We start from the raw sequence: 22,267 nt of genomic DNA, 5'->3' as shown, positions 1-22,267 counted from the left end.
CCCGGCTGACCGTGGGGTGTGGGTGTTCGAGCCGAAGCTGGATGGGTGGCTTGGCGGGGCTTGTCGAGGTTTGTGTTGCTTCGGGTGGGTTTCAGCGGACCGGGGATCGGCGTTCGAGCAGGATGGTGTCGCGCCAGGCTCCGTCGAGCTGGGCGATGCGGTCGCGGATGCCGACTGTGCGGTAGCCGGCTGTGTGGTGCAAGGCGATGCCTGCCCGGTTCTCGGTGAAAAGGGAGGTTTGCAGCGTCCACAGGTCGGCGGCGTCGGCGGCGGTGACTTGTTTGTGCAGCAGTGCTTTGCCGACGCCGCGGCCCCGGTAGCCCTCGGCGACGTAGACGGAGGTTTCGGCGACGCCGGAGTAGCAGTCCTGGGTTGAGACGCGGGTGGCGGCGGTCCAGCCGACGACGGTGCCGTCGATCTCGGCGACCCAGCGGTGGTCCGGCAGCCAGGTGGCGTCGAGGGTCGCGCGGGTGGGCACGGTGGTCTCGAAGGTGGCGAGGCCGGTGGCGATTCCTTCGCGGTAGATGCGCCGGACGGTCGGCCAATCGCCGGGTCGCAGTGCGCGGACGGTGACGTCGGCGGGGAGGTTGTCGGGGCAGCAGGGCTGCGGTCCGAGTAGGCCCATGACGGCGTCGGCGGCGTGCGGGAGTCCGGAGCAGCAGGCTTCGTTGATGGTGACGACGCTGGCGGTGCCGTCCTTGCGGACGTGGACGAAACCGATGTCGGCGAGCTTGCGGACGTGGTGCGAGGTTGTGGACTGACTGGTGCCCAGGATTTCGGTGAGTGCGCCGATGGTGATGCCCTGCGGGCTGGTGGCCACGGCGTGCAGGAGCTTGACGCGCACGGGCTCGGCCAGGCAGGCGAACCAGTCGGCGTAGGTGGTGGCCTGGCTTCTGGGCAGAAGCTGTGCTTGAGGCAGGGCGATCGGCATACCGCCATTGTATCGATGTGATTCGATGGTTGCCTTCATCGAGTTTGGTCGATAATGTTCGCCTTGTTCAATCGATCCGAGTCGATGCAAAGGGCTGTCGTATGACCGGGTCACCGGTGGTGGTTGTGGGAGCGGGGCCGGTCGGGCTGGCCGCGGCGGCGGAGGTGGTCGAGCGCGGGTTGCCCGCGCTGGTACTGGAACGCGGCCCGCACGCGGGGGCGGCGGTGGCGCAGTGGGGACACGTGCGGTTGTTCTCCCGGTGGGGCGAGCTGGTCGCCCCACCGGCGCGGCGGCTGCTGGAGACGCACGGCTGGCAACACCCGGATGAGACGACGTATCCGACGGGGCGTGAGTGGGTGCAGCAGTATCTGCGGCCGCTGGCGGACGCACTGGGTGAGCGGGTCCGCTTCGGTGCCGAGGTCACCGGTGTCGCCCGCCGGGGCCGGGACCGGGTGGTGGATGCGGGCCGGGAGTCCGAGCCGCTGACCGTGCACGTCCACACGTCCGACGGCACGCCGGAGCGCATCACCGCGCGGGCGGTGATCGACGCCTCGGGGACGTGGGGGTCACCCAATCCGCTGGGCGGAGACGGGCTGCCCGCACTGGGTGAGGCAGCGGCCACCGACCGGATCACCTACCTGATGCCCGACCTAGGCGACGACGCGGTGGCCACGCGGTACGCGGGGCGGCACGTGGTGGTCGCCGGCAGCGGGCACTCGGCGTTGACCGCGCTGGTGGGCTTGGCCGAGCTGGCCGCGCGGCACCCGTCGACGCGGATTACGTGGTTGCTGCGCCGCGAGGCTGTCGGGTCAGCGTTCGGTGGTGGTGAGGCCGACCAGCTCCCAGCGCGGGGTGCGCTGGGGATGCGTGCGCGGGCGGCGGTCGAGGCCGGGCGCATCGAGGTCGTACGTGGTTTCCGCACCGAAGCCGTGGAACACGACGCGACGGGCGCCTTGACACTGCGGTCCTCGACTGGGCAGGTGGTGGAGGCGGTGGACGAGGTCGTGGTGGCGACCGGGTTCCGCCCGGATCTGTCGTGGCTGTCGGAGCTGCGGTTGGCGCTGGATGCGACGTTGCAGGCGCCGGTGGCGCTGGCCCCGTTGATCGATCCGAACGCGCACTCATGCGGGACCGTCTACCCCCATGGTGCGAAGGAGTTGGCGCACCCGGAGCCGAACGTGTTCCTGGCCGGGATGAAGAGCTACGGGCGGGCGCCGACGTTTTTGGCGTTGACCGGCTACGAGCAGGTGCGCTCGATCGCGGCGGCGCTGGCCGGGGACCGGGAATCGGCCGAGCGGGTGGAGCTGGTGCTGCCCGAGACGGGGGTGTGCAGCGGAGCCGGCCTGAGCGAGCTCGACACTGCGGTCGCCGACGCCGACGCCGACGCCGGCTGCTGTGGTGCCCCTGCTGAGCCGCAGACGGTGTCGTTGTCGGCGCCGGCTGCCCGCTGACCGGCGTGGGCGGGTCGCCGGCGCCGGTCGAGGAGGTTGTGCCGACATCCGCGGGATTGCGGCGGGTGCTGGTGGTGTTGTGTGCCACGGAGATCACCAGTTGGGGCGTGTTGTACTACGCGTTCCCGGTGCTGTCCGGGCAGATCACGGCCGCCACCGGGTGGTCGGCGACGTGGTTGACGGCGGCGTTGTCGGCCAGCCAGCTGGTTGCCGCGCTGGTCGGGATCCCGGTCGGACGGTGGCTGGACCAACACGGCCCCCGCAGTGCGATGACCGCCGGGTCGGTCTTGGCCGTGGCCGCGATCGTCGCGGTCGCCCTCGCGCCGAACCTGGCGTGGTTTGTCATCGCCTGGGTGGTGGCGGGGGTGGCGATGGGGGCGGTGCTCTACCCGCCGGCGTTCGCGGCGCTGACCCGCTGGCACGGCCCGAACAGGGTCCGGGCGCTGACCGTGCTCACCCTGGTCGCGGGATTGGCCAGCACCGTGTTCGCGCCCTTGGCGGCGGTGGTGTCGGCGCAGCTGGACTGGCGCGGCACCTACCTGGTGCTGGCCGCGATCCTGGCGGTGATTACCATCCCGGGGCACTGGTTCGGACTTCGGCTGCCGTGGCCGCCGGCGCCACGGCCGGAACCGCAGCACGCTCACAGTGTGGATCCCGCGCGCGTGGCGCGCAGCCAAGCGTTTGTGTTGTTGGTGGTGTCGCTGAGTGTGGCGGCGTTCGCGACCTTCGCGGTCGTGATCAACCTCGTGCCGCTGCTGGCTGAACGCGGCATCGGCACCGGCACCGCGGCCATCGCGCTCGGACTCGGCGGCGTTGGTCAGGTCGCCGGTCGCCTCGGCTACGCCGCCCTGACCCGCCACACCACCGTGCGGACGCGGACCGCGGTGATCCTGGCCGCGATGGCCGCCACCACCGCGCTGCTGGGGATGCTCACCACGGTGGCGGCGCTGATCGTGGCCTCGGTGCTGGCCGGGATGGCGCGTGGAGTGTTCACGCTGTTGCAGGCCACCGCGGTCACCGACCGGTGGGGAGCGACCCACTACGGGCGGCTCACAGGCCTGTTGTCGGCGCCGCTGACCGTCACCATGGCGCTGGCTCCGTTCGCCGGGGCGGCCCTGGCGGGGCTGCTCGGCGGATACTCCGCCACCTTCCTGCTCCTGGGGGCGCTCACCGCCGTGGCGGCGCTGCTGTCCCTCGCTACGGCCCCGACCTCCTCGAAAACCACAGCCACCTGACCCCGACCAAACGGACTCGTCGTCTCCTCCGCGCCGGGCCGGTGCGGAGGAGAGATCAGCCTGGCAGCCGTTCATCCAGCGGCTCATCAACAACGGTCAAATCCCCGAAAGAACTGAGGGAGAACTCATGCACGATGTCATCGTCATCGGTGGCGGCCAGTCCGGGCTCGCCGCAGCCCGCGCCGCCGTGGAGCGCGGCCTGGCCCCGGTGGTTCTGGAAGCCAGCCCGGAGCCGACCGGGTCGTGGCCGCGCTACTACGACAGCCTCACCTTGTTCTCCCCGGCCGGCTACAGCGGCCGACCCGACGCTGCCTTCCCCGGCGATCCCGAGCGCTATCCCACCCGGGACGAAGTCGCCGCCCACCTACGCGATTGTGCGGCACGTCTGGACGTGGAGATCCGCACTAACACGCGGGTCACCGCGGTCACCACCGACGACCACGGCGTGTTTGCCGTGCACACCGAGGCGGGCGACACCCTGCCCGCGGCCGGGGTGGTCGCCGCCAGCGGGTCGTTCGACAACCCGCACCGTCCCGTGTTCCCGGGCCAGGACGGCTTCACCGGCGAGATTCTGCACGTCGCCGACTACCGCAACCCCAAGCCGTACACGGGGCAGCGCATCGTCGTGGTTGGCGGCGGCAACTCGGCGGTGCAGGTGGGCTACGAGCTGGCCGAGGTCGCCGAGGTCACGCTGGCCACCCGGCAGCCTCTCGCGTTCATGCCGCAACGGCACGACGGGCAGGACCTGCACTACTGGCTGCGGCACACCGGATTCGACGACCTGCCACCGGAGTGGCTGGCGCGCCTGGTGTCCACCACGCTGGTGCTGGACACCGGCGAGTATCGTCACGCCCTCGACACCGGCCGTCTGGACCGCCGCCCGATGTTCACCGCCTTCGATGGAGACTCGATCGTCTGGGCCGACGGGACCCGGGAGGCGGTAGACACGGTGCTGTTGGCCACCGGCTACCGCCCGCACCTGGACTACCTCGAGCCACTCGGGGCCGTGGTCGAGGGGATGCCCCAGCACACCGGCGGCATCTCCACCACGCACCTCGGGCTGGTGTATGTGGGGCTGGAGTTCCAGCGCTCGTTCGCCTCCAACACCCTGCGGGGAGTGCACCGCGACGCCGAGTACGTCATGGCCGCACTGGCCGCGCACGTCCGCGGAGCCGGTCGCCTGACACCGTAGGCGCGATATGCGGGGGAATCGGGGTGTGGGGCCAGCTCGCGAGCTGGCCCCACACTGTCAGGATCCTGCGGGCACCAGCTCGGCCAGCAGCTCTCGCACACGGCGGTCAATCTCGTCGCGGATGGGCCGCACCTGCTCGATCGGCTTGCCGGCCGGGTCCTCGAGCTGCCAGTCCAGGTAGCGCTTGCCGGGGAAGATCGGGCACGCGTCGCCGCACCCCATGGTGATCACCACGTCGGCGGCCTCGACCGCGTCGGTGGTCAGCGGTTTGGGGAACTCCTGCGACAGGTCGATGCCGAGCTCGGCCATGATCTCCACCACGGCGGGGTTGACGCTTTCGGCGGGGGCGGATCCGGCGGAGCGAACGGTGACCCGGCCCTGGGCGTGGTGGTGCAGCAGCGCAGCGGCCATCTGGGAGCGGCCCGCGTTGTGCACGCAGACGAACAGCACTTCGGGGGTCGAGGACACGAGGTCTCCTTGGTTCTTGGCGATCGCGGTCAGGCGTTCGCGGGCGAAGCGGGGTCGCCGATGTGGCGAGATGGGTGTGCACCCGAGCGGTGGCGTGGAGCCGCGTGTACGACTCGGCCAGCACCGCGCGGATGGTTTCCGCGCCGAAGATGCCGCTGAACTGCGGTTGCAGGTCGGCGGCGGCGCGGTCGAGGAGTTCGGTGACGTGTGGATCAGCCAGCCTGTATTCCTCGGTGTCGTGGTGGTCGTTGGGTGGTGTGGGCATGGTCGGCCGCCTGGAGTCCAGTGCCGCAAGTGTCGGTTCGCGTGGTGTCTGCCTGAGTGCGCTCCCATCGAGTGGAGTTGATGGAATCCTGGGGTGGGTCAGGGGCAGGGGCGGCGCACCGCTTGGGCCTGGTGTGCCTGCACGGTGAGATCCGCGATACCGGAGGTGAGCATGCTCAACGCTTCCGGGCGAAGCCGGTAGTAGGTGTACCGGCCGCGTGGTTCGGCCGCGACGAAGCCCGCTTCGCGAAGAACACGCAGGTGGTAGCTGATGGTGGACTGCCGCGCCCCGGTGTCGTCCACGAGGTGACAGGTGCACATCTGCTCGCGTGCGAGCAGGCGCACGATCTCCGCGCGCAGCGGATCCCCGAAGAGTTTCACCGCGGCGTCGGCGACTCCTCCTGATTGCACGTCCGCAGCGTGGCCACGGACGTCTTGGTCAGCTGCAGCGACAGGAGACATCAACATATTTTGATGACACCACCATGGCCGGGCCGGTGTCAAGCCTTCCCCGAGGCGCCATAGATCCCATGTGCCCTGCTCTTTTGTGCTCCCCGGCAAGACGGGTCCCTGCTGTAAGCGAATGCGCTATATCAGTATGTTTTGATGAATCAGCTGCGGTCGATGTAAGGTCGGCTGCCGCAGTGCTTCCGAAGGCGAAGGGGCCAGTGATGGCTGCTGTCGAGATTTACGACCCGGCGATGTGCTGTTCGACGGGGATGTGCGGGCCGTCGGTGGACCCGGCGGGAGCACACCTGGACGAGCACGGACGGGCGCTGCTTGTGGAAGACCTGCGTTCACCGTGCACCGAGGAGATCGCGGTCTTCCACGCCTTCGCCCGCACCGTGGCCGCGGCCAGTAACCGGTTCGTGGTAGTCGCCACCGACCACGCCGAACGCACCGTCGTGTTGCCCTGGCGTGCCACGGCACCGGTGGGTGCCGAGCAGCTCACGCTGTTGGCCGGCGGCGAAAACTGATCTCGCCGGTGGTCGGCGCCCACGTGGGCGCCGACCACCGGCTCCAACTCATCAGCACAGGAGAGACGACAACACCATGACGGTGGCAGCAGTCCTGATCTTCCTCGCCACGCTCACCCTGGTGATCTGGCAGCCCAGAGGCCTGGGCATCGGCTGGAGCGCGCTCGGCGGCGCGGTGGTGGCCCTGGCAACCACGGTGGTGCATTTCTCCGACGTGCCCACGGTGGTGGGCATCGTCTGGAACGCCACCCTGGCCTTCGTCGCGGTGATCATCATTTCCCTCATCCTCGACGAGTGCGGCTTCTTCGAATGGTCCGCGCTGCACGTCGCCCGCTGGGGACGCGGACACGGGCGGCTGCTGTTTGTCCTGATCGTGCTGCTCGGGGCCGCGATCGCCGCAGTCTTCGCCAACGACGGCGCCGCCTTGATCCTCACCCCCATCGTCATGCAGATCATGCTCGCGCTGCGCTTCTCCCCGAAAGCCACGCTCGGCTTCGTCATGGCCACCGGGTTCATCGCCGACACCGGCAGCCTGCCGCTGGTGGTGTCCAACCTGGTCAACATCGTCTCGGCGGACTTCTTCGGCATCAGCTTCGCCCGCTACGCCGCCGTCATGGTCCCGGTGGGAATCGTGTCCGTGCTGGCCAGCCTCGCCATGCTGCTGCTCTACTTCGGCCGTTCCATCCCGAAGACCTACGACACCACCGCGCTACGCCACCCAGCCTCGGCGATCAGCGACCAGACGACCTTCCGCGCCGGCTGGGTGGTGCTCGTCCTGCTGCTGATCGGCTACTTCAGTGCCGAACCACTCGGGATCCCGCTGTCGGTCGTGGCCGGAGCCGCCGCGATCATCCTCATCGCCGTGGCCGCACGCCGGCCCGCCTTCCTGTTCTCCCAGTCCACTCGGCAGCCGGTGACCGCGACGGTCGGCGCCGGGAAAGCCGGGACCGCGGTGAGCCATCCGGTCGGTGATCCAGGAAACACCGCCGATGCGGGCGACCTCGCGGCAAGCACGACAATTCCGGATGACGACCGTCCGATCGGGCCGCGGCGGATCCCGGTCGGCAAGGTCATCCGCGAAGCCCCGTGGCAGATCGTGCTGTTCAGCATCGGCATGTACCTCGTGGTCTACGGCCTGCGCAACCAGGGTTTGACCGACCAGCTGGCCAAACTGTTCGGGTTCTTCGCCGACCACGGCGTGCTCACCGCCGCCCTGGGCGTCGGAATCACCGTCGCCGTGCTGTCGTCGATCATGAACAACATGCCCACCGTGCTCATCGCGGCCCTGGCCATCGGCGCGGTCGGCGCCACCGGAATGACCCACGAGGTCATGGTCTACGCCAACGTCATCGGCTCCGACCTCGGACCCAAAATCACCCCCATCGGCAGCCTGGCCACCCTGCTATGGCTGCACGTGCTCGACCGCAAGGGCATGCACATCGGCTGGGGCCGCTACTTCCGCACCGGCATTGTGCTCACCATCCCCGTCCTACTCATCACGCTCGCCGCCCTGGCCGGATGGCTCACCCTCATCGGCACCTGAAGCAGGGTTGGCCCACCGCCAAGAAACTGGCCCGCCGCATCAGCATGACAACCCATCGCTGACACAACCGCCGGCTTCGCGCCACCTACTTCAAGGTCAGCGCGACCCCGGCACGGCGCTCACGCTACGTCGTGCCGGGGTCGCGCAGCGGCCGGAATCCGGTGCGGGTGTACTCGGCTTCGACCGGGAATTCGTAGGTGCCGTACGGGTTGACGTGCTCCATCAGCGCTGGGGAGATGTGCGCGAGCAGGTCGCGGTCGATCCGTCCGCGGTGTTGGCGAGGTGGGCGAGCGCGAGTTCGAGGTAGGCGGTGTTCCAGATGGTGATCGCGTTGACCACCAGTGATAGGCACAGCGCCTGCTCGGTCTGTTGCTCGTGGTGGCGCCGCCGCACCGAACCTTCGTGGGCGAAGAACAGGTCGCGGCGCAGCGAGTGCAGCGCTTCGCCTTTGTTGAGCTGGTGGGTGATCCGCCGCCGGTAGGCCTCGTCGGCGAGGTAGCGCAGCGCGTAGATGGTGCGCTGCAGGCCGCCGAACTCGACCAGGGCCTGCGCGATCGCTGAGCGTCGCGAGGCCGCGTGCAGCTTGCCGACCACCAGCGAGGCGGTGGTGTGCCCGTACTTCAGCGACGCGGCCAGGCGCAGCATCTCCTCCCATTGGGAGCGGATTAGACCGGTGTCGACGGAGCTGGCAATAACCGATCCAGCATGGACATCCGCGCCGCCACCGCCTGCTCGCTGGCCTGCGTCACGCTGGCACCCCCACAGCGGACCGCTGCCGACAAGCTCTCCGGCAAGAACGCCGAACGCCCCGAGCTGCAGGCCTGCCTGGACTACTGCCGCCCCGGTGACACCCTGACCGTGCACGAGCTCTCCCGCCTCGGCCGGAGCCTGCACGACCTCATCGCCATCGTCGGCGACCTCCGCCGCCGCGGCATCGGGTTCCGCTCCCTGCACGAAGCCATCGACACCACCACCCCCGCCGGCCGCCTGGTCTTCCACGTCTTCGCCGCGCTGGCCGAATTCATGCGCGAACTCATCGTCGAAGGCACCCACGAAGGACTCGCCGCCGCCCGCGCCCGCGGCCAACGCCTCGGCCGGCCACCCGCCCTGACCCCCGAGCAGATTCGCCAAGCCCGCGTCCTGCTCACCCGGCCCGACGAGTCGGTCACCTCGATCGCCAAACTACTCGGCGTCTCCCGCGGCACCCTCTACAAACACGTCCCCGAACTCAGCCCCACCGGCGGCGGCCGCCCCGCCCTTATCGCCGCAGTCCAAGCCGAAGCCCTCGCCGCCTACGATCAACAGCAAATCCCTGGTCAGACGAGCATCCCCATCGTCGCTGGAGAACGCACGCGGTAGTCCCGTCCTGTTGGTCGGCGTCGAAAGGGGTGGAGCACCAGGACGGGCCGTCGAAGTATCACTCGATTCCGCGTTACTGACTGCGTCGTTGGGCGAAGGCGGTGGAGCCTCGGGTGTGGGCGTGCACGGTCACGGCGAGCGCGGTGAGCAGGAGGGTGGCGACGAGGGGGTAGTGCGGCCAGGTGTCGGGCAGTGGGAAGCGCAGGCCACTGGTGGGGGTGTAGTGGCGGGTGGCGGGTTCGAGGCTGTTGAGCGCGGCGGTGCCGAGCCAGACGAGCAGACCTGTCCCGCCGGCGATCGTCGGGCCCGCCAGTGGGGAAAGGGTGAACACGAGAGCGGCGATGAACGTCGTGTTCAACGTGGAGACGGCGAGGAGTTCGCCCACGGAGGTGATGTCGTACTGCTCCGCCGAGGGGTGCAGTTCCAGGGTGAGCGTGGAGAGCGCGATTACCAGTGGAGCACAGGCGATTCCGGCGAGGGCTGTGGTCGCGGCGGGGATGGCGGTGCGGGGCCCGCCGGCGGTGCGTTCCCATTCCCAGAACCGTGGCCGGAGTGCCGTCGCGGCGAGGATGGCGCAGACGATGCCGCAGGCATCCGCGAGCGGCAGAGACACGGGACCGTAGTTGGGGTTGAGGTGGAGGTCGATGACCCGGCCGGACACGGCCATGCCGAGTACGGAGAGGACGACCACACCGGCGAGGACGAGGTGGGCGCGTCGGTAGCGCAGCAGGATCGAGGTCATGAGGGCAGCTCAACGGTGTCGAGGGAACAGGTGCGGATCTCTTCGGAGTGTGTGGTGATCCACTCCCGCATCGTGTCGGTGTCCACGTCCTTGAAGGGATTGGTGTCGTGGAGTGCGAGGGGGTTCCGCTCTAGCCAGGCAGCCAGATCCACCGCTCGGTCATAGGGGTGCTCGCCCCCACTGTCCCTGCCGACTTTCTCGGGGTATTTCTTGTCGCAAGCGTCCATCCCGGCGAGTCTGCCGGCGGCGAAGTAAGGTTCGCTCCCCGTGATCGTATTGCCGGGAGAAAGGATGACGACGTGGGTGGTTTCCGGTACCGCCAGTGGATCGGACCATAATAGCGCCCGATCGTGGACGCGTTCGATCTGTTCCTGCGGACCTCGTGCGGTGAAGGTGGGGTCGAGCGCGGTGATGAGGTCGTCGAGTTGGCTGGCGTGGCCTTGGTGGACGCAGTACTCGATGCCGTGGCGTTCGGCGCACTGCCGCGGCGGATCAGCAGGCAGGCGGAACAGATCCGGCGTCGTACTGACACCCAGGACCGCCAGAGCGACGGGTATTGCTGTCAACGCCGCCGTGGTGGTCCACCCCCTGCGGGGACGCGGCACCCGGTGGGCCAGGACCTGTGCCGCGACCATGGCTGCCACGATCGTCACCGCCAGGAGAAATACGCAGCGGAACACCACCATTGCCGGGTTCTCCACCTGACCCAGTTCGGGGTCGATGTGCAGCACCGGCACCACCGCGGCGTAGGTGTCGCCAGTACTGCCCAGCACCGTGAAGGCGAAGAACAGCAGGAACGCCACCGGAGCGATGAACGCGCTGCGGGCCAGCACGCCGATCAGATAGCCGACCGTGATCGCGGCAGTGATCCCGAGCAGCCCGCTGAGCATCACCAAAAGGTCCGGGCCACCGAACTCCGCATCGATCACGGTGACCGCCACCAACGGCGCAAGCCCGAGCAGGTAGCTGCCCACCAGCACCGCACCCAGCGGCACCAGATGCTGCCGCACGACCGGCGCACCCATCCGCTGCCCGACCGCCGGGGCGAAGATGCGACTCGGCGGGGTCAGCCTGCCCGCGACCACCGCCGCCCACGCCGCACACGCCGGCGCGGCCAGCGCCGTCTGCTGATGGAACTGGGCGCTGGTGTACTGCCACTCCTGATACGGCCAGCTCAACGACTCCCACGTGCCCGACAGCACGAGCACCAGCACCGCCACCGCCGGCACCGCGAGGTACCACCACGGCAGCGGCCAACTCGGCCTGCGCACCCGCTCACTCACGCCCATCACCCAGCGAACTGATCAACGACTCGTACGCCCGCTCGAACGGCGACCCCAGAGTTCCGCTGCTGTCGGCCCCGTCCACCAACGCAGTCAGATCCGCCACCGTGCCGTCGAAAACCAGCCGACCCCGCGCCAGCACCGCCACCCGCTCACAGACGTTGGCGATGTCCTCGATCAAATGCGTGGACAACACCACCGTGTACCGCTCACCGAGGCCGCTGATGATCTCCCGGGCCCGCAAGCGTTGCCCCGGATCCAAACCGGACGTCGGCTCGTCCAACACCACCAACTGCGGCCGGTGCGCCAACGCCGCCGCGATCCCCAGCCGCTGCCGCTGCCCACCCGACAACGACCGCACCCGATCACCCGCGCGGTCGGCGAGCTCCACCTCCGCCAGCGCCCGCACCGCCGCCTGCCCGCACTCACTCCGCGCGACACCGTTGACCCACGCCGCATACGACACGGTGTCGACCACCCGCAGCTCACCCGCCGTCGAGAACCGCTGCGGCACGAAACCCACCGACGGCCGCTCCTGCCCGTCGCCGATGGTGATCGACCCCGACGACGGCCTGGTCAACCCCACAAGCAGATTCAGCAACGTGGTCTTACCCGCCCCGTTCGGGCCCAGCAACCCCGTGACCCCGGGACGCACCTCCCACGTCACCTCGGACAGCGCCGGACGACGCCCGTACCGGAACCCTACCTTCTCCAACGCGATACGCACCCGACGCGCCCCTCAGAAACGGATTATCAGCGTTCTGTGTCCGATCATTGACCGGACACAGAACGCTACCATAACAATCAGCAGTGACCCGTACGGCCCGACTCCGTACTATTTCCGGTAGAGCTGATTACCCAGGTGTAAAACTGTCCGTGACTTCTACCGCCGCAACCGGCAGTCGCTGAGATGCTGTTATTGACCATAGTTTTCGACGTCTTAGCGAGAATCGGGTCAGGCGCCAAGGACACATCCTCCGCAAGCTGGACGGTAATGAACGCAGAGCCTGAGCATCCGGAACGTCCCCCCGTGGCCTTCATGGTATAGGAGCTAGATGTCACATTGCTCTTAGTGAGGACGCATGCTGCCGCCTCGACGTCTGGCGGTGTCGTCGTGGTTGCCCAACCAGGCGACGCGAATGTCACAGCACCCACAGCAACCGCGCCCCCAACCATCAAAGCGGAAATGGCTTTTCGCATTTGTTCCCCCTTTTGTCAGCACAAGAGTTGAGCCCCAGAAGCAGTTCATGCCGGGACTCAAATTCCTGTAACACCATGGATACTCAGCGTTAAGCTATGGACAGAGCGGACTGTAGCCAACGACGGAAAAGCGATTGTTGTCTTTGCCACAATATGAGCACGATCGGTAACAGCTAAGGAGCATTACCCCTATTGGAGCAGCATTCTACGAGGGCAAATAACGTTCATGCATCAAATCTTGTCGAAACTTGGATGAGCGCATCTGACTTGTGCTACTGGCAAATCCGAAGCCCAGGAGGACCCGCTGGGCTCGCGGCCCCCACAGCCTCCGCAGGCGCTTCGCGGCCCGCATGCAGCCACCTGCGCTGCCTACTCGTATGGGCCGCGATCACAGTATTGGCCGCCGCTGGCGGCGCCCAGATGTCAGGCGATCATTACCTCACATCGCTGGAACGGTGTGGCGGCGATGGCTTATTGGGCTGCTGCGGTGAGCCACTGGAAACCACGGCCGCAACCCAGGTCGACAACTCTGGCGTCGTCGGGGTGCTCGCCGAGGAGCGAGACGTCGGGGCCGTGTCCGGGGCGATGCGTCCACGAGAACCACGTCTCCACGAGCGTCCCCCTCCCCGGCGAAAGCTGGTGTCGAGTGTGGCAAGAAGTGCCGCTCCGTCGAGTGCGATCCGGGACAGGACACACGGATGGCCGAGGGCGAGGCCGGGTGGTCGCCTCGCCGTGCTCGTGCACCGCCGATCAGCGCGACACCTCCTTGCGATGGATGCCGAAGTCGGTGCGCCCGGGAAACAAGTCCGGCCGCAAAGCACGCAGGTCCGGTGGATAGTCCCCGTCGCGCAGCCGCCGGTAGGGGCGCGTCGGCTCGCTTCCGATCCGCTTGAGCCGGTCGAGCAGTCGCTCGCGTTCCCGGTCGACGTCCTCGGGGCTCACGGTGTCGGCGTCGTGGATCACGTGGAGGTCGAACGTCTCGATGCCGACGTACCAGAGCGTGCCGTGGGTGAGCGGGAACAGCAGCGCAGCACACCTCGCCCTGACACGCCCGTGGCGGGTGACCGGGGTCGACGAGTCGGCGGACGCACTCGCGCACGCCCACTGGCCCGGGATCGCGAATCTGGAGTTCGGTGTATTCCCGTTTCGGAGCCGCGTGGTTCGTCGATCCGGCGAGGTTGTTGCCTGCGGTGGCGGCGCGGGTGCGGCCCGGTGGGCGATCCGTGATCTCTCACATGGCCCCTGGGTTCCGCGAGTTCGAGATTTCCCGATGGGACCTCTCGCCGGACGAGTGGAGCGACGCGCTGGACAGTGTGGGTTTCGAGGTGGTGTCGGCGGAGGTGCTGCTGTGTCCGAACGACTGCCACTACGGTCCGGGGCCGGGAATTCTGATCGTGTGTGGTCGGCGGAGGACGCCGTGAACCCGTGACCTACCGCTGGTCGAGCAGCTCGGCGAGCGCCGGATGTGTTCGGCCCGCCGTGATGGTGGTGATCGAGTATCGGCCCACGCCCGCGATCACGAACGGGTCCGTTCGGGTGATGGCCTCGACGGCTTCGCGATCGACGCCACCGGCGACGATCACACCGCCGTCCGACGTGGGCACGGTCTGGCCGGAGACGAGGAATGTGCCGGCGTCGTGGTAGCGGCGGAGGTAGTCGACGTGGGCGGTGACGAACGGGGCGGCGGCGGCCTCGGTGCCGGTGTAGTGCAGGTGCAGGACGTGCAGCACGGTCTGCCCTGTGGAGGTCGTCATGGCCGCACGTTAGCGCGTCATTCCGACACCACGAGGTTTCCTGCGTTCCGTGCCGCGCTCCGCTGTTGTCCCATCACGGTCGGCCGGTCGGCATCGTTCTCGCGTGGTGTGGACATGGCGGTGACACGACTCCGCGTGACCGCCGCCGAAGACTCGGACGAGGCGTGGGGCACGGTGGTCTCGTCGACACTCGCCCGGCTCGAACACCGCGCGAGGCGGCGAGCAGGCACGAGAAGTCGACGCAAGCCGTGACGCCCGAGCGCGGACGTGTCCGGCGGCCAGACCTCACCACGGGTGACGGGTGCTGTGGTCGACGGCGTTTCGCCGCAGCTCGGGTGGGGAAGCACCTGCTCGTCCCGCGCGCGAGGAGGCGAGAACCGTGGACGAGGGCGAAACCACCGACGTCGCCGCTGTGATCGACGAACGCCCGGCGTTCCAGCGTCGCGAGTGGCGGGTCAACCGGGTGGCGTGGGTCGCTCTCGTTCTCGTCCTCGTGGCAGGTCTGGCGGGACTGTGGGGTGGCGGCGCGCTCGGCCAGGCTCGCCTCACCGGTGTCGACGGGCGGCTCCAAGTGGAGTACGACCGGTTCGTGCGCAACCTCGGCGAGGCCACGCTGCAGGTGCAATTCCCACCAGTCAGCGCGCGGGAGGGCTCGATCCGCCTGTCGATCTCGCAGGACTATCTGGCGGACAACGAGGTCATGGCCACGACCCCGGCCCCGAGGTCGGTCACCGCCGAGGGCGAACACCTCGTCTACGAGTTCGGTGTGCGCGGCGAGGGCCCGTTGACGGTGACGTTCGACCTGCGCCCGAACTCCGGATTCGGCGTGGTGGAGGCCACCGTGGGCGGCACGTCAGCCGAACCGGTGCGCTTCCGGCAGCTCGTGTATCCGTGATCGAAAGGGTGCGGCGTGGACATCGTGGTGCGAGCCCTGGTGATCTATCTGGTCATCGTGGTGCTGTTCCGGATCACGGGCAAGCGCACCATGGCGCAGGTGACGACAGTCGACCTCGTGCTGTTGCTGATCATCAGCGAAGCCACGCAGCAGACGTTGCTCGGTGACGACTATTCGATCACCACGGCGGTGTTGGCGATCGTCACGCTCGTGGTCCTCGACCGCGCGGCGGATCTGGTGAAGTTCAAGTCGAAGAAGTTCAGTCGCCTGGTGGAGGGCTCCCCCGTGGTGCTCGTCGAGCGTGGTCGCCCGTTGGAACACCGATTGCGCAAGGAACACATCAGTGTGGAGGACGTGCTGGCCGTGGCGCGCAGCCGCCAGGGGCTGCTCCGACTCGACCAGATCGACTACGCGATCCTGGAGAGCTCGGGCGGCATCAGCATCATTCCGGCCGTGAAGCCGACACGAGGCGACGACGCCGGGGACAGCGCGGCTCCACCTGGTGCTTGAGTTCAGGCGCTCTTCCGCGTCCGAGCGGCTTCGCTGCCGAGTTCGAAGGCGAAACATGCGGCGACGACGAGCGTGCATGCTGCGGCGACCGCGAGCACCAGGCTCGCCGACACGGTCAGCAGCAGAGCACCGACCGCGGCTCCGGCCAGCATGGCGGCGATGGACCCGAGTCGCCGGTGCGGCCAGGGCGGATGTCGTCGGGAGAAGCTGTCGGTCACGAACCCGGCCAGCGACAACGTGAGCACGGTGGTGGTGAGGTTGTGGACGCCGAGGTGGTGCACGGTGCCGTTCTGTGTGCCGAGTGCGGTGGCGAGCACGATCACCGTCGGCAGGGCCTGGTCGCCGATCGCAAGGACGTCGACGGCGGTCAGCACGGCGACGGTGCCGATCACAGCACCTTCGACGCCGAACGCGGTCGGCAGCCACCGGTTCGGGTGACGGTCGAGTCGCGCGGCCGCTTGGCCTGCGACGAACGCTCCGACGACGAAGCCACCCAACGCGCCCAGCGGCGTCAGCGGTTGCACCTGCGCGTCGGGATGCAGACTCAGCCCGAGGAACGTGATGTTGCCGGTCATGTTGGCGACGAACACCTGGCCCAGCGCCAGGAAGCTGACCGCGTCGACGAGGCCGGTGACGAAGGTGAGCAGCAGGTGCAGGCCGACGGTCCAACGGCGACTCACGGGGCTTGCGGGCGCATCGGCGGGCATGTCGGGAGCATGCCGCCGCGCCCCGTGACACGCGTGTCGATTCACCCGATGGTTCTCCCCCGACCCACCGGTGGTGTTCCGCCTCGGTGGGTGCGACATGGAGCCTCACCCACCGAGGTCGTGTTCAGGACGTCGGCGCCCACCCGCTACGTGTCAGGCGGCGAGATGCACCAATGCGTTCGTCGGGTGAGCCGCCCACTGCACCCGGTACGGCTGTTTGTCCCGGACGTTGGTGGCGACGACCACCCAGGTGCCCTTCTTGACCGGGCTCCACTGGTCCTGGCAGTACAGCAACTGGGTCGGCTTCTGCTGGGCGTAGAAGCACACTCTGGCCTTGGACGAGAAACCCACCTTGACGTTGATGTCGTTGCACCGCGTGGTGGTCTTGGCCGGTGCGTTCGCCCCCGTGGGGCTGTAGCCGGTCTTCGAGATCGGCGAGACCACCGCGCCGTCGTAGCAGCTGACGGCCGGGGTGATCCCGGTGTCGGTCTGGGCTGCGGTGGCGGTGCCGGCGAGTGCGGTCAGAGTCATCACCGCGGCCGCGGCGGTGGCGAGTATGCGTTTCATCGTTTCCCCCTCGTTGGTTTCCGTGTGGACTCGGAAAACGGCCCCGTCAAGCGAGCCGCACCCCGAGCCGGGTCAGACGCTAGGAGCTGTCCGTGATCCCACTTCGTAGTAACGAGCACAGCTCACCCGAACATCGCAATTCGGATCATGCGACGTTCCTGGCCGTCCCCACCCTGCTGATCGCTTCGGACGGTGGGCGAGGATGGTGCGGTGGCTGACGAGCTGGTGAGCGCCGAGCCGGTGCCGGACTCGCAGGGTGTCTGCGCGCTGGACGGCTGTGACAACCCTTTGCCCCCGCCCGCCGTCGACGAGAACGGTCGACGCAAGGGTGGGAGGCCGTCGTCGTACTGCTGCAAGTCCCACGCCGACGCGGCGTCGCGGCAGCGGCGGGCCGCGCGCACGGCCGCGGTGGTCGAGCCGCTCGTGGAGCTGCGCCGGGCCGCGGAGTCCTTCGACACCGCGACCGCTCCGCTGCTGTCGGCGCTCACCGACATGGGGCAACGCCTCAAGGTCGCCGAGGAGCAGGCGCTGGCTCAGGTCAAGCAGGCGGAGGAGCAGGCGTTGGCGGCCCGCACCGAGGCCGAGGAAGCGACGCAACGCGCCGACGCGGCCGAGCGCGCCCGAGCACAGGCACTCGCACAGGCCCGCGACGACCGCGCCGCGCGTGAGCAGGCCGAACTCGCCGCCCAGCATGCGAAGGCGGAAGCGGAGTCGGTGAAGTCGCAGGCGTGGGCGGCGGTGGCCGAGCACGAACGTGCGCGGGGTGCCGCGGAATCCGCCGCCGAGGCGGCCACGCGCGCTCGGGAGACTCTCGCCGCCGAACTGGACCGACTGCGGGAGAGCCAGGAGACGTTGCAGTCGGACCGTGACGCCCTGGCCCGCAGTGTCGAGCAGGTGCGGGAGGAGCTGCGTCAGGTGCAGGCGGCGCACGCGACGGTGACGGAGCAGCTCGCCGCCGCCACCGCGCAGCGGGACGCCCTCGCCTCGACCCTGGAGCAGACCCGCGCCGAACTGACCACCACGCGGGAGAGCGCGGCGGCGCTGCGCACCGAGCTGGACGCCGCCCGCGAGCAGCTCGCCGCCGAACGCACGGCCCGCTCCGTCGCCGAGGCCACGACCACGGCCGCGCGGTCTGCGGTCGCCGACCGCGACGCCCGCATCGCGGAGCTCACCGAACAACTCCGGCAGGCCCACGCTCACCTGGAGCGTGTCCTCACCGAACAGTCGACCGCTCCTTCCGAGGCACCACCGACCCCGCCGGACGAACCGGAGCGGTGACCGTGGCGCGCGGCGTGAGCACCGCCGACCGCTCGCTAGACTTCGGGCGAGATCGTGGGGGTTTCTATTGCGCCGCAACAGTGTTGCCGTCACTCGTCGTCTGGCGACGCCGCTTCTTGCCCTGTCACTCGGGTTGGTCGCGTGTCAGGCACCTCCCCAGTCCACGCCGGACACCGGGGCCGTCCACACGAGACTGCCGCGCGAGCCGCAGATGATCTACCAACTCCAGGGCTACGCCGACGACGCGCTCGACCGGCTGGTCGCGGCTCCCCATGATGTCGTGGTGATCGACCTCGCCCGGGACGGTGGGGAGGACTACTTCGATCCCGACGAGATCGCCCGGCTCCGGGCGTCGAGCAAGACGGTGCTGGCGTACTTCGAGATCGGGGCCGTCGAGCAGTTCCGTCCCGAGTTCGACCACCTCGCCACCGAGCATCCCGAGCTGCTGCTGGGTGAGGTGCCGTCGTGGCCGGGTGAGCGGTTCGTGCGCTTCTGGGACCCCCGTTGGTGGGATGAGGTCGTGCGTCCGCGGGTCGATCGGGCGCTGGCGACGGGATTCGACGGCGTCTACCTGGATCTGCTGCTGGCCTACGAGCAGATCGATCCGTCGGCGTTGCCGGACGGGGGACGGGAGGAGGCCGCGCGCCGGATGGTGGAGCTGGTCCGCCGGATCGCCGACCACGCCCATGCGCAACGACCGGGTTTCCTCGTCTTCCCGCAGAACGCGCCGGAGCTTCGAATGGTCGACGGCTATCTCGACGCGATCGACGGCATCGGTGTGGAGGACCTGTTCTTCCGCGACACCGACCAGCCGTGCGTGGCGGACTACTGTGCCGAGAACCTCGATCATGTTCGCGCGCTGCGCGACGCGGGCAAGACGGTGTTGGCGGTCGATTACGCGGTTGAGCCGGACAACGTCGTCGAGGCCTGCCGCCGCCACCGCGAGGAACGGTTCGGGGGCACGGTGACGACCGTGGAACTCGACACGGTGGCCGACCCCTGTCCGTGATCCCGAGGCACTCACGCTGTGGACCTGGTCCGGCGCGCCGGGCCGGGTGGTGATGGACTGGCATCGGTTCCCGACCCTTGCCACCGGAGTGCTCCATGACCGTCGTGCGTTCGATCCTGCTGTTCGTGCTGGCCGCTCTCGCCGAGATCGGCGGCGCGTGGCTGGTGTGGCAGGGCGTGCGGGAGCATCGCGGTTGGCTGTGGATCGGCGCCGGGGTCCTCGCGCTGGGGGCGTACGGGTTCGTGGCGACCCTGCAACCGGATGCGCACTTCGGTCGCATCCTCGCCGCCTATGGCGGGGTGTTCGTCGCAGGGTCGCTGGTCTGGGGCATGGTGGTGGACGGGTATCGACCCGACCGCTTTGACGTCGTCGGTGCGCTGGTGTGTCTGGTCGGCGTCGCGGTGATCATGTACGCGCCGCGGGGGTGACCGCGGCGCGAAAGTCTCACGCCTGCGCGCTCGGGTGCTGGGTGCGCAGCCACTCGTCGAAGGTGGTGGGGGCGATGCGGGCGTCGGGTCCGGGCAGCAGCACCTCCCCGGCCATCGACGTGCCGAAGACGCCCCGCCAGGTCGGGATCAGGGTGATGTCCTTGCCGCGTGCCTGGTAGGTGCGGCGGGCCATGTCGACGAGGTCCTGCGTCTCGGAGCCCGCGACGTCGACGTGGCGGCCCTGCGGGCGTCCGGTGACGACCTCGGCGAGCACCTCGGCCACGTCCGCCGGGGCGATGGGCTGGACCAAAAGCGGGGCGATGGTGGCCACGCCGTCCTGTTCGGTCCAGCCGGTGACCATCGCGGCGAAGTCGTGGAACTGGGTGAACGGGACGATGGTCCACGGCACCGGGCCCGCCTCGATGAGCCGTTCCTGCTCGCGTTTGCCCGCGTAGTGGTTGTTGCCGCTGATGCCGTGGATGCCGACGATCGACAACAGCACGTGGTGGCCCACCCCGGCGCGCTCCTCCGCCGCGAGCAGCGTGCGGGTCGTGGTCCCGAAGAACTCCACGGTCGCGGCCTCGTCGGCGGGTGGCGCGTTGAGGGCGTCGACGACGGCGTCGACCCCCGCGAGCGCGTCGTCGAGCCCCGTGCCGGTCAGGACGTCGACGCCGTGCGTGCGGCTGATCGGCACGACGTCGTGACCTGCCCGTTCGAGTGCAGCGGCGGTGAGAGAACCGATCTTGCCGGTGGCGCCGGCGACGGCGATACGCATGGCGGTGTCCTCCTGTCGCGGTGTCGTGTCGGCCGAACCTTATCGCGGAGTTCAGAGGTCTGCAATATCTTCGATACACTGGACCGCGTGAAGCTGCCTGCGAGTACGGAATGGGCCTTGCACTGCGCCACCACGTTGGCGCAGGTGGAACCACGAAGGACCGTGTCGGCGGCCCAACTCGCCGACTACTACGACCTGCCCGCCCCGTATCTCGCCAAGCAGCTCAAGGCCCTCGCGAAAGCGGGCGTGTTCACCGCGACCTCCGGGCCCCGTGGCGGCTACCGGCTCGCCCGGCCGCCGTCGGAGATCACGTTGCTCCAGATCGTCGAGGCGATCGACGGCGCCGCCTCCCCCTTCGAGTGCCACGAGATCCGGCAACAAGGCCGTGGTGCACTGTCGCCTGAGGACTGCCGCCACACGTGTGCGATCGCCGCCGCGATGGCCGACGCCCACGAGGCGTGGCGTCGCAGCCTCGCCGACGTCACCCTCGCCGACATCCTCGACAGGATCCCGTCGTGGGCGCCCGCCCGTACCCGTTCCCTGCTCACCGAGTCGTGATGGAGACACACAGCAGCGCGTTGACGCGCACCTCCTCGGCCGACTCCGCTTTCGACACCACGACGACGCGGCTGCCGTCGCCCGGTCTCTCACCCCGCCAGGTCGACGAGGCCGTCCGCCACCAGCTCGTCACCGACATCGGCGCCGAACGCCTCGACACGCTCGCGCGCCTGCTGGACCGCACCACGTTCGGCGTCGTGCTGCACTGGCTGTCGAGTTACGAACGACGCTCCCTCGACACCAAACGCGGCTACGCCGACGACATCTGCCGCATCGCCGAGTGGTTCACTGCCGCCACCGGACGGCACCCCGCCGACCTGCTCACCTCGGTCACCTTCGACACCGTGACGGCGTGGTCCCTCTACGCCAAGAGCCGCAACTGGTCCGCGCGAACGCAACGCCGTTACCTGTCGGCGCTGTCGTCGTTGTTCGACCACGCGCGTCGCGCGCACCGACTCGACGTCGACAATCCCGTGCATTTGCCCACGCACGCGCCCCCGATCGGAACCTCCACCAACGGTCGCCCACCCGGCGCGACCCGTGTCCTCGACCTCCCCGAGGTCGCCGCGTTCGCGGCGGCGTGCTCGACCGCCGAGGAACACCTGGTGTTCGAGCTGCTGTTCACCCAGGGGCTGCGCGAGTCCGAAGTGGTCTCGCTCGACATCGACAACCTCGACCGCACCCACCGCCTCCCCGTGTTGTCGGTGGCCCGCAAGGGAGGCCGCTGGGTGCGGCGCAGACTCAGCGACGCGGGAGCCCGGCACCTCGACGACTACCTCGACGGCCGACTCACCGGGCCGATCCTCGTGCACCCCGACACGGGTTTGCGCCGCGACCGGCACCAGCTCATCAGCATCACCCGCCGACTCGCCCGGCACGCCCGCCTGGTGGAGCCGAAGAAGGTCACCCCGCACGTGCTGCGGGCCACGGCCATCACCGCGCTGCTCGACAAGGGCAAGCCGCTGCAGGAGGTGCAGGAGTGGGCCGGCCACGCCCACGCCTCCACCACGCGCGGCTACTGGGAGCGCCGCAACAGCGTCCAACGCGACGCCGCTCTGTCCGCCACCCTCACCGCCGACGTGGCGGAGGCGGCAGCGGAACTGGAGGCATGAGAGGCCGACACAGTCACGGGTGCCCGCAC

The 22,267-nt window shown here is 68.9% G+C and carries 26 protein-coding genes and 1 pseudogene; 14 read left to right on the top strand and 13 right to left on the bottom strand.

Annotated elements, in window-relative coordinates; translation table 11 throughout:
• Positions 1-91 precede the first annotated feature (91 nt).
• The gene (locus tag JAV51_RS19205; protein ID WP_197322143.1) at positions 92-931 is read right to left on the bottom strand and encodes a GNAT family N-acetyltransferase; all 840 of its coding nucleotides are present in this window, start codon (positions 929-931) and stop codon (positions 92-94) included.
• 101 nt (positions 932-1,032) lie between these two features.
• On the opposite strand from JAV51_RS19205, the gene JAV51_RS19200 reads away from it, so the two are divergent.
• The 3 genes from JAV51_RS19200 (at position 1,033) to JAV51_RS19190 (ending at position 4,809) form a co-directional block, all read left to right on the top strand.
• Positions 1,033-2,382 (top strand): NAD(P)-binding domain-containing protein, encoded by a 1,350-nt coding sequence (locus tag JAV51_RS19200; protein ID WP_197322142.1) that lies wholly within the window; start codon positions 1,033-1,035, stop codon positions 2,380-2,382.
• Positions 2,383-2,420: 38 nt separating this feature from the next.
• Positions 2,421-3,617, top strand: a complete 1,197-nt coding sequence (locus JAV51_RS19195) for an MFS transporter (RefSeq protein WP_005456473.1) — start codon at positions 2,421-2,423, stop codon at positions 3,615-3,617.
• A gap of 127 nt (positions 3,618-3,744) precedes the next feature.
• Positions 3,745-4,809 carry an NAD(P)/FAD-dependent oxidoreductase gene (locus JAV51_RS19190; protein WP_005438404.1) on the top strand — a complete coding sequence of 355 codons (1,065 nt, stop codon included), beginning with the start codon at positions 3,745-3,747 and terminating at the stop codon, positions 4,807-4,809.
• A gap of 57 nt (positions 4,810-4,866) precedes the next feature.
• On the opposite strand, the gene JAV51_RS19185 is transcribed toward JAV51_RS19190, so the two are convergent.
• The 3 genes and pseudogenes from JAV51_RS19185 to JAV51_RS19180 all read right to left on the bottom strand — a co-directional run bounded on the left by JAV51_RS19185 (position 4,867) and on the right by JAV51_RS19180 (position 5,952).
• Positions 4,867-5,277 (bottom strand): arsenate reductase ArsC, encoded by a 411-nt coding sequence (locus tag JAV51_RS19185; protein ID WP_197322141.1) that lies wholly within the window; start codon positions 5,275-5,277, stop codon positions 4,867-4,869.
• A 112-nt stretch (positions 5,278-5,389) separates the two neighbouring features.
• Positions 5,390-5,542: pseudogene (locus JAV51_RS20560) on the bottom strand (arsenate reductase ArsC); the annotation flags it as partial.
• A gap of 98 nt (positions 5,543-5,640) precedes the next feature.
• Positions 5,641-5,952: a helix-turn-helix transcriptional regulator gene (locus JAV51_RS19180; protein ID WP_005438407.1), complete on the bottom strand. Its 312-nt coding sequence runs from the start codon at positions 5,950-5,952 to the stop codon at positions 5,641-5,643.
• A gap of 260 nt (positions 5,953-6,212) precedes the next feature.
• Between JAV51_RS19180 and JAV51_RS19175 the strand changes: the two genes are divergently transcribed.
• Positions 6,213-6,518, top strand: a complete 306-nt coding sequence (locus JAV51_RS19175; RefSeq protein ID WP_082245335.1) for an arsenic metallochaperone ArsD family protein — start codon at positions 6,213-6,215, stop codon at positions 6,516-6,518.
• Between the two features lie 76 nt (positions 6,519-6,594).
• A complete protein-coding gene (locus JAV51_RS19170; protein WP_005456475.1) occupies positions 6,595-8,061 on the top strand; it encodes an arsenic transporter in 1,467 nt (488 codons plus the stop codon).
• Positions 8,062-8,283: 222 nt separating this feature from the next.
• Here JAV51_RS19170 and JAV51_RS19165 read toward each other — a convergent pair whose 3' ends face one another.
• Positions 8,284-8,754: a Tn3 family transposase gene (locus JAV51_RS19165; RefSeq protein ID WP_307845943.1), complete on the bottom strand. Its 471-nt coding sequence runs from the start codon at positions 8,752-8,754 to the stop codon at positions 8,284-8,286.
• 12 nt (positions 8,755-8,766) lie between these two features.
• Here JAV51_RS19165 and JAV51_RS19160 point away from each other — a divergent pair, with 12 nt between their 5' ends.
• Complete coding sequence (locus JAV51_RS19160) at positions 8,767-9,420, top strand: recombinase family protein (RefSeq protein WP_231642684.1); 654 nt, start codon at positions 8,767-8,769, stop codon at positions 9,418-9,420.
• Between the two features lie 73 nt (positions 9,421-9,493).
• Here the strand turns inward: JAV51_RS19160 and JAV51_RS19155 are convergent, their stop codons facing one another.
• The 4 genes from JAV51_RS19155 to JAV51_RS19140 form a co-directional block, all read right to left on the bottom strand.
• The gene (locus JAV51_RS19155) at positions 9,494-10,162 is read right to left on the bottom strand and encodes a hypothetical protein (protein ID WP_197322139.1); all 669 of its coding nucleotides are present in this window, start codon (positions 10,160-10,162) and stop codon (positions 9,494-9,496) included.
• The gene (locus JAV51_RS19150) at positions 10,159-11,382 is read right to left on the bottom strand and encodes a hypothetical protein (protein ID WP_197322138.1); all 1,224 of its coding nucleotides are present in this window, start codon (positions 11,380-11,382) and stop codon (positions 10,159-10,161) included. Before JAV51_RS19150 ends, JAV51_RS19155 begins: the two co-directional genes overlap by 4 nt.
• Before the next feature lie 55 nt (positions 11,383-11,437).
• Positions 11,438-12,172, bottom strand: a complete 735-nt coding sequence (locus tag JAV51_RS19145; RefSeq protein WP_197322137.1) for an ATP-binding cassette domain-containing protein — start codon at positions 12,170-12,172, stop codon at positions 11,438-11,440.
• A gap of 1,223 nt (positions 12,173-13,395) precedes the next feature.
• A complete protein-coding gene (locus JAV51_RS19140) occupies positions 13,396-13,608 on the bottom strand; it encodes a hypothetical protein (RefSeq protein WP_197322136.1) in 213 nt (70 codons plus the stop codon).
• Positions 13,609-13,778: 170 nt separating this feature from the next.
• On the opposite strand from JAV51_RS19140, the gene JAV51_RS19135 reads away from it, so the two are divergent.
• The gene (locus JAV51_RS19135; protein WP_197322135.1) at positions 13,779-14,066 is read left to right on the top strand and encodes a hypothetical protein; all 288 of its coding nucleotides are present in this window, start codon (positions 13,779-13,781) and stop codon (positions 14,064-14,066) included.
• Between the two features lie 9 nt (positions 14,067-14,075).
• Here JAV51_RS19135 and JAV51_RS19130 read toward each other — a convergent pair whose 3' ends face one another.
• Positions 14,076-14,399 (bottom strand): YciI family protein, encoded by a 324-nt coding sequence (locus JAV51_RS19130; protein WP_197322134.1) that lies wholly within the window; start codon positions 14,397-14,399, stop codon positions 14,076-14,078.
• A 379-nt stretch (positions 14,400-14,778) separates the two neighbouring features.
• Between JAV51_RS19130 and JAV51_RS19125 the strand changes: the two genes are divergently transcribed.
• Positions 14,779-15,294 (top strand): hypothetical protein, encoded by a 516-nt coding sequence (locus JAV51_RS19125; protein WP_197322133.1) that lies wholly within the window; start codon positions 14,779-14,781, stop codon positions 15,292-15,294.
• Positions 15,295-15,309: 15 nt separating this feature from the next.
• Positions 15,310-15,804, top strand: coding sequence for a DUF421 domain-containing protein (locus JAV51_RS19120; protein WP_197322132.1), 495 nt, complete (start codon positions 15,310-15,312; stop codon positions 15,802-15,804).
• Between the two features lie 2 nt (positions 15,805-15,806).
• On the opposite strand, the gene JAV51_RS19115 is transcribed toward JAV51_RS19120, so the two are convergent.
• Together JAV51_RS19115 and JAV51_RS19110 are read right to left on the bottom strand one after the other, a co-directional pair.
• Entirely contained in the window at positions 15,807-16,511 is a 705-nt protein-coding gene (locus JAV51_RS19115) for a YoaK family protein (protein WP_231642683.1), read from the bottom strand.
• A 153-nt stretch (positions 16,512-16,664) separates the two neighbouring features.
• Positions 16,665-17,078 (bottom strand): hypothetical protein, encoded by a 414-nt coding sequence (locus tag JAV51_RS19110; RefSeq protein WP_197322131.1) that lies wholly within the window; start codon positions 17,076-17,078, stop codon positions 16,665-16,667.
• A gap of 210 nt (positions 17,079-17,288) precedes the next feature.
• Between JAV51_RS19110 and JAV51_RS19105 the strand changes: the two genes are divergently transcribed.
• The 3 genes from JAV51_RS19105 (at position 17,289) to JAV51_RS19095 (ending at position 19,793) form a co-directional block, all read left to right on the top strand.
• On the top strand, positions 17,289-18,356 hold the full coding sequence (locus JAV51_RS19105; protein WP_307845935.1) for a hypothetical protein: 1,068 nt from the start codon (positions 17,289-17,291) through the stop codon (positions 18,354-18,356).
• 211 nt (positions 18,357-18,567) lie between these two features.
• On the top strand, positions 18,568-19,365 hold the full coding sequence (locus tag JAV51_RS19100) for an endo alpha-1,4 polygalactosaminidase (RefSeq protein ID WP_197322129.1): 798 nt from the start codon (positions 18,568-18,570) through the stop codon (positions 19,363-19,365).
• A gap of 95 nt (positions 19,366-19,460) precedes the next feature.
• On the top strand, positions 19,461-19,793 hold the full coding sequence (locus JAV51_RS19095) for a YnfA family protein (RefSeq protein ID WP_197322128.1): 333 nt from the start codon (positions 19,461-19,463) through the stop codon (positions 19,791-19,793).
• Between the two features lie 16 nt (positions 19,794-19,809).
• On the opposite strand, the gene JAV51_RS19090 is transcribed toward JAV51_RS19095, so the two are convergent.
• On the bottom strand, positions 19,810-20,568 hold the full coding sequence (locus JAV51_RS19090; RefSeq protein ID WP_197322127.1) for an SDR family oxidoreductase: 759 nt from the start codon (positions 20,566-20,568) through the stop codon (positions 19,810-19,812).
• A gap of 87 nt (positions 20,569-20,655) precedes the next feature.
• Between JAV51_RS19090 and JAV51_RS19085 the strand changes: the two genes are divergently transcribed.
• Together JAV51_RS19085 and JAV51_RS19080 are read left to right on the top strand one after the other, a co-directional pair.
• On the top strand, positions 20,656-21,126 hold the full coding sequence (locus tag JAV51_RS19085) for an Rrf2 family transcriptional regulator (RefSeq protein ID WP_197322126.1): 471 nt from the start codon (positions 20,656-20,658) through the stop codon (positions 21,124-21,126).
• Positions 21,126-22,238, top strand: a complete 1,113-nt coding sequence (locus JAV51_RS19080) for a tyrosine-type recombinase/integrase (RefSeq protein ID WP_197322125.1) — start codon at positions 21,126-21,128, stop codon at positions 22,236-22,238. The genes JAV51_RS19085 and JAV51_RS19080 overlap by 1 nt, the downstream gene beginning before the upstream one ends.
• Positions 22,239-22,267: the final 29 nt, after the last annotated feature.

The organism is Saccharomonospora sp. NB11 (assembly GCF_015910535.1).
Lineage (GTDB): Bacteria > Actinomycetota > Actinomycetes > Mycobacteriales > Pseudonocardiaceae > Saccharomonospora.
This window is presented reverse-complemented; position numbering and strand designations above follow the sequence as displayed.